General features: G+C 69.2%; 2 protein-coding genes and 1 pseudogene. 2 read left to right on the forward strand and 1 reads right to left on the reverse strand.

Going from position 1 to position 4,761, the window contains the following annotated elements:
• Positions 1-56: 56 nt before the first annotated feature.
• A pseudogene (locus tag MJ785_RS22350) lies at positions 57-401 on the forward strand (polyketide synthase dehydratase domain-containing protein); the annotation flags it as partial.
• A 341-nt stretch (positions 402-742) separates the two neighbouring features.
• Positions 743-3,181 (forward strand): type I polyketide synthase, encoded by a 2,439-nt coding sequence (locus MJ785_RS17045; protein WP_239381755.1) that lies wholly within the window; start codon positions 743-745, stop codon positions 3,179-3,181.
• A gap of 157 nt (positions 3,182-3,338) precedes the next feature.
• Here the strand turns inward: MJ785_RS17045 and MJ785_RS17050 are convergent, their stop codons facing one another.
• Entirely contained in the window at positions 3,339-4,715 is a 1,377-nt protein-coding gene (locus MJ785_RS17050) for an NtaA/DmoA family FMN-dependent monooxygenase (protein WP_239346436.1), read from the reverse strand.
• Positions 4,716-4,761: the final 46 nt, after the last annotated feature.

The following is a 4,761-nucleotide window of genomic DNA, read 5'->3' on the forward strand; positions in this document are numbered from 1 at the left end:
CCGTCCAGGACGCGCCCTTCACCCTGGACGAATGGCCCCCAGCGGATGCCACCGCAGTGGATATCGAGGACATCTACAGCATTCTGACCACGGTGGGCCTGGAATACGGGCCGGTGTTCCAGGGCCTGCGCGCCGCCTGGCAGCGAGACCACGAGTTCTTCGTCGAGGTCGCGCTGCCCGGCGGACAACGTGCCGACGCCGCGCTGTTCGGCGTGCATCCCGCGTTGCTCGATGCCGCGGTGCATATCACCGCCTACGACGGGTTGCGAAACTCGCCAGAGGGCCGGACCTATCTGCCGTTCGCGTGGACGGGCGTGCGCCTGCATGCGTCGGGCGCCTCGGCCCTGCGTGTACGGCTGGCGCTGAGCGGCCCGGAGAAACTGTCCATCCAGGCGGCCGACGAGACGGGCGCACCCGTTCTCTCGATCGAATCACTGGTCGGGCGCCAGGTCTCGGCTGAGCAGATCAACGCCGCCCGGCCGGTGGACCAGGACTCGTTGTTCCAGGTCGACTGGACGGCGGTCACCCTACCGGAACCACCGTCCACCAAAGCGTGGTCGGTCATCGGTGACAACGACCAGAACCTGCGCTCCGTTCTTGCCAAGGCCGGTGCCAAGACCAGGGTCTTCACCGATATCGCCGCTCTCGGCACAGCTGTTGACCTGGGTGAGCCCGCGCCCACCCTGGTATTCGTCTCAGCATTCCGGAAGCGGTTGCCGACGACGGGGACCGCCCGGCTGTCGTGCGCACCGCGCATACGACGGCACACCAGGTGCTCGCATGGGTACAGACGTGGATCGCCGAGCGACGGGCCGAGTCCTCACGGCTCGTGGTGGTCACCCGTGGCGCTGTCGCCGCCACGGACAGCGAGGCGCCGGACCTCGGCTCCGCCCCCGTCTGGGGCCTGGTCCGTTCCGTCCAGGCCGAGCATCCCGACCGGATCATCCTGCTCGACATCGACGACAGCGACGCGTCCGCCCGCGCGCTGCCGGCCGCACTGGCCGCGGCCGGCAGCGGCGGCGAGCCGCAGCTGGCGATCCGCGGCGGTGTGGTGTCGGTGCCACGGCTCGTGCGGGTCACGACATCCGGGCAGCCAGCGGCAACCAGCGTCCCTCGGGACGTCCCGGCGCTGGAGAAACACGATGATCATGTGCCCGTTGGCCTACCGAAGTCCCTGGACCCGAACGGCACGGTGCTGGTCACCGGCGGTGTCGGAGTACTCGGCGGTCTGCTCGCACGGCACCTGGTCACCGCACACGGTGTGCGCCGCCTCGTCCTCACCAGCCGGCGCGGGCCCGACGCCCCTGGTGCCGGCGAACTCCGCGACGAACTGACCGACCTCGGCGCGCAGGTGCACGTCGTGGCCGGCGACGCGGCCGACCGCGGCTCCCTCGCGGCCATCCTTGCCGCCATCCCCGCCGAACACCCCCTGACCGGGGTCGTCCACACCGCCGGAGTGATCGATGACGGTCTGGTCGGATCGCTGACCCCGCAACGGCTCGACGGGGTGCTACGTCCGAAGGTGGACGGCGCCTGGAACCTCCACGAGCTCACCCGGAACGACGACCTGGCCGTTTTCGTCCTGTTCTCCTCGCTCTCGGGGCTGACCGGCGGCCCGGGGCAGGCAAGCTACACCGCCGCCAACACATTCCTCGACGCCCTCGCCGGGTACCGTCGTGCCCACGGTCTGCCGGCCACCTCCCTCGCGTGGGGCCAGTGGGCACAGGCCAGCGGAATCACCGGCCAGCTCAGCGACGCCGACTGGAGCCGGATCAGCCGCGCCGGTCTGAGGCTGCTGTCCTCGGCCGAGGCCCTGGAGCTCTTCGACACGTCGCGGACGCTCGACCGCGCGGTCCTGGCCCCGGCCCCGCTCGACCTCGCGAGCCTGCGTGCGCGGGCGGGGACCCACGCGATTCCGTCACTGCTGCGCGGGCTGGTCCGGCCCGGACGACGCGCCGCGCGGCCCGGCGCGATCGGCACGATCAGCGCGGCATCGTCGATCAGGACGCGCCTCGCCGGCCTCGGTGAATCCGAGCGTGACGCGGTCATCCTCGATCTCATCTACACCGAGGTCGCCGGAGTGCTGGGCCATGCCAGTACGGACACGCTCGGTGAGGGACGTGCATTCGTCGAACTCGGGCTGGACTCCCTCACCGCCGTCGAGCTGCGCAACCGTCTCAACGCCGCCACCGGGCTACGGCTGCCGGCCACCCTCACCTTCGACTTCCCCACACCAACGGCACTCGCCGGGTTCATCCGTGCGGAACTCGGCGATGCGGGAGACCAGTCGGCCGGACGACCGGCGCCCGGCACCGCCGGAAGGGAACAGCACAGGGACAGCGGCGGGCTCGCTTCGCTGTACCAGCAGCTGATCAAGGCGGGGAGGGTGGACGCGGCAGCACAGCTGATCATCCTCGCGTCCCACCTCCGGCCGGCCTTCGACGCGGCCGCCAGGCACGAGCACGCCCCGCACCCCCTGCACCTGAGCAGCGGGGAGGCACGGCCGAACCTGGTGTGCTTTCCCGCGCTCAGCGCACTGTCCGGTCCCCATGAGTACTCACGGTTCAGCAACGCCTTCCAGGACGACCGGGACGTGTTCGTGGTGCCGGCGCCCGGCCTCCCGGAAGGGGACGTCCTCCCGGACGCCGACCGGACGTTGATACAGATGCACGTGGAAGCGGTGGAACAGATCGTCGGTGACGAGCCCTTCGTGATCCTCGGTCGTTCGATGGGTGGATGCGTCGCGAACTCCGTGGTTGCCGGCCTGGAAGCGCGCGGGATATTCCCGGCCGGGCTGGTCCTGGTCGACTCCTACCCCATCGACGCCCCGCTCGTCCCGGGCATGGAATGGTGGAACACCGCTTTGTTGACCGCCCTGCTGGAGCGGCTCGACCGCTACGACATGACCACGCATGACACCAGGCTGAGCACGATGGGCACCTACAACCGGATCTTCGCCGGCTGGCAACCGGAGCCGATCTCGGCGCCTACCCTGCTCGTCCGCGCGGAGGAACCGCTGGTGGGGATGCCGAGTGATCCCGACAGCAAGCAGGACTGGCGGGCGTACTGGCCCCTGCCCCACGACGTAGCCGATGTCCCGGGCGACCACTTCACCATCCTGGAGGAGCACACGGGGACGACGGCCGCGGCGGTCAGGAAATGGATCGACGCACTCGACTGATCATGGTTGTCCCGGCAACAATCGACTTGCGCCGTCTCCTCTGGTCGTGATACCGCTGCCAGCGCGGCGGCGCAACGTCGGCCGCGGCCGACCACAGCCACCTCACAGGTCAGCTGGGCCGCCAGCGCGAGGTCCTTGGAGACGAGAAACAGCGGCCTCACGGAGCGGCCCGGGTGATCGCGCTCGGTCCGTGGGGAAGCGGCAGACCGAGGTGATCACGTAGGGTCGTGCCTTCGTACTCGCCGCGGAACACGCCCTGTTCCTGCAGCAGCGGCACGACCGTGTCGGCGAACTCGTCCAAGCCACCAGGAGTGATGTGCGGGACGAGGATGAATCCGTCGCTGACGTCCGCCTGCACGAACCTGTTGATCGTCTCAGCGACGGTGGCCGGCGTGCCAATGAACGACTGCCGGCCGGTCACCTCGATGACCAGCTCGCGGATGGAGAGTTTCTTCGCTTCAGCGAGTGCACGCCACTGTGCGGCGACCGCCTGCTGATCGGAGAACATCCGTACGCTGGCGCGGCCCCGTGCGACAGTGTTCTCGCCCGGCTTGGGGTCGATCTCGGGCAGTGGGCCGTCCGGGTCGTAGGAGCTCAGGTCACGGTTCCACAGCTGCTCAAGGAGCCGGATCGCGGTCTGCCCGCTGACCTGCTGCTGGCGGACGATGGCGGCCTGTTCGTGGGCGTCGGCGTCGGTGTCGCCGAGCACGAAGGTGGCTGCTGGCAACACGAGCAGCGCCTGCGGTGGCCGGCCGTAGCGGGCCAGCCGTCCCTTGACGTCGGTGTAGAACGCCTTGCCGGCCGCAACGGTGCTGTGCCGGCTGAAGATGGCGTCGGCCGTCGCCGCGGCAAATTCACGGCCTTCGTTCGAATCGCCGGCCTGGAAGATCACCGGCCGGCCCTGCGGGCTGCGGGGAACATTGAACTGGCCGGCAATGTCGAAATGGCCGCCGTGATGCTCGAACGTACCCGCCGACGCGTCGGTGACGAAGATTCCCGATTCCTTGTCCGCGACAATCGCGTCGTCGCGCCAGGAGTCAAACAGTTCCCACGCCGTCCGCAGGAACTGCTCGGCTCGTTCATAGCGCTGCTCTTCGCGCAGAAAGCCGCCGCGGCGGAAGTTTTCACCGGTGAACGCGTCCCAGGAGGTGACGACGTTCCACGCGGCCCGGCCACCGGAGAGATGGTCGAGGCTGGCGAACTGCCGGGCGACCTCGTAGGGCTCATTGAACGTGGAGTTGATCGTGCCGGCGAGCCCGAGCCGGTCGGTGACGGCGGCCAGCGCGGCGAGCACCGTGAACGTGTCCGGGCGGCCGACCACGTCCAGGTCGTAGAGGCGGCCGGCCTGCTCACGCAGGCGCAGTCCTTCGGCCAGAAAGAGGAAGTCGAACTTCGCCCGTTCCGCGGTCCGCGCGAAATGCACGAATGAGCTGAACTCGATGTGGCTGCCCGACCGCCGGTCGCTCCACACGGTCGTGTTGTTCACGCCCGGGAAGTGCGCGGCCAGGTGGATCCGCTTGCGTGGTCTGCCCATCTGGGGTCCTCTGGAATCCTTGAAGGTCAGGCAACGTCAGGCAACG

Source organism: Protofrankia sp. CiT1 (genome assembly GCF_917627335.1).
Taxonomy (GTDB): Bacteria; Actinomycetota; Actinomycetes; order Frankiales; family Frankiaceae; genus Protofrankia.

Coding starts and splice junctions, on each gene's coding strand:
- MJ785_RS17050 (WP_239346436.1), bottom strand. CDS start 4,715: ATGGGCAGACCACGCAAGCGGATCCACCTGGCCGCGCACTTCCCGGGC.